The following is a 1502-nucleotide window of genomic DNA, read 5'->3' on the forward strand; positions in this document are numbered from 1 at the left end:
GCAGCGGTCCGTGCCCTGACCGCCGCCCTCGTGTCCGGCCGGCCTGCGGCGCTGGCGCTGGAGGCACCCATGTCCGTACCGGTTCCGGACGCCGACCGGGCCGACGCATGGCAGGCGCTGGGCCGGGCCCGCGGCGGTGAGGGGAATCGGCCCTGGTCGGCAGGGGCCGGCGCGGGGGTCCTTGCCACCGGCCTGGCCCAGGCCGCGTGGATGCTGGCGAGGCTGGCACTCCTGGCTCCCGGCACGGCGGCGACCACCCAGCCCGACCGGTGGGCGGCCGCGCACGGTCCGCGGCTGCTCCTCGCCGAGGCGCTGGTGTCCGGCGCCGGCAAACCCGTGCCCAGTGCCGCCGGACCGCACGCGGCCGACGCGGAGGCGGCGGCCCGCGCCCTGGCCGAGCGCCTCCAGGCCTCCGCTGCCCCCGAGTCCGACGTGCGGTGCGCCCCGCACCATCCGTTCAACCTGCTCGCCTCCGCGGCGATATGGGCGGGCCTGGACCTCAGCAGGGACGAGCTCCACCTGGACGTCCTCGTCGTCCGCGCCCGCCCCGTACCCCTCCGGCCCGACGCCTCCCGTGTGTAGGTTGGGGCGGACGGCAGCTTCAACTCGGGGAGTATCCGTGCCACTTGACGCCTCGCTCAGCAACAGCAGCGTGCCCCACTCGGCCCGCATCTGGAACTACTGGCTCGGCGGCAAGGACTACTACGAGACAGACCGACAGGTCGGCGACCAGATATGCGCGGCCAACCCGGCCATCATCGACATCGCCCGCGCACAACGGGCGTTCCTGGTGCGCGCCGTCGAGTACCTCGTCGGTGAGGCCGGCATCCGACAGTTCCTGGACGTCGGCACCGGCCTGCCGACCGCCGACAACACGCATGAGGTCGCCCAGCGGCTCGCCCCCGAGACGCGGATCGTCTACGTGGACCACGACCCGATCGTGCTGGCCCACGCGGAGGCCCTGCTCACCAGCACGCGCGAAGGCGCCACGGACTACATCGACGCCGATCTGCGCCATCCCGACGTCATCCTGGAACACGCCGCCAGAACACTCGACTTCACCCAGCCGGTGGCCCTGATGCTGCTGGGGATCACCGCCCACGTCACGGACGACTCCGTCTACGGTCTCGTCGGCCGTCTGATGGACGCCCTGCCGTCCGGGAGCCACCTCGTGCTGTGCGACGACACCGAGGTGATCCATCCCCGGCAGATGCGGGAGATGATCGAGCAGTGGAACGAGGCGAGCGACAACCCCCGGATCAACCGCAGCCCGCAGGAGCTCGCCCGGTTCTTCGAGGGCCTCGAAATGCTGGAACCCGGCGTGGTCTCGGTGTCCCGCTGGCGCTGTGCGACGACGGGCGCCGACCTGCCCGCCGAGGTGGACGACTTCGGCGGCGTGGCACGCAAGCCGTAGCGCGACCGGTACGCCCGGAGCGTGCGGAAGCCGCACAAGCGCTGAATCGTGGGAAAATCGACAGCAGTCACCACGGTGTGGGTGGAAG

At 72.1% G+C, this 1502-nt stretch carries 1 protein-coding gene and 1 pseudogene; both read left to right on the top strand.

All coding sequences use genetic code 11. The features are described from left to right. Window positions 1-582 (top strand): annotated as a pseudogene (locus ACTWQJ_RS51220) (hypothetical protein); the annotation flags it as partial. A 37-nt stretch (window positions 583-619) separates the two neighbouring features. After that, window positions 620-1414 carry an SAM-dependent methyltransferase gene (locus ACTWQJ_RS51225; RefSeq protein ID WP_443313174.1) on the top strand — a complete coding sequence of 265 codons (795 nt, stop codon included), beginning with the start codon at window positions 620-622 and terminating at the stop codon, window positions 1412-1414. The last annotated feature ends 88 nt before the right edge of the window (window positions 1415-1502 follow it).

The organism is Streptomyces sp. KR55, assembly GCF_052245645.1.
GTDB lineage: Bacteria > Actinomycetota > Actinomycetes > Streptomycetales > Streptomycetaceae > Streptomyces > Streptomyces flavusporus.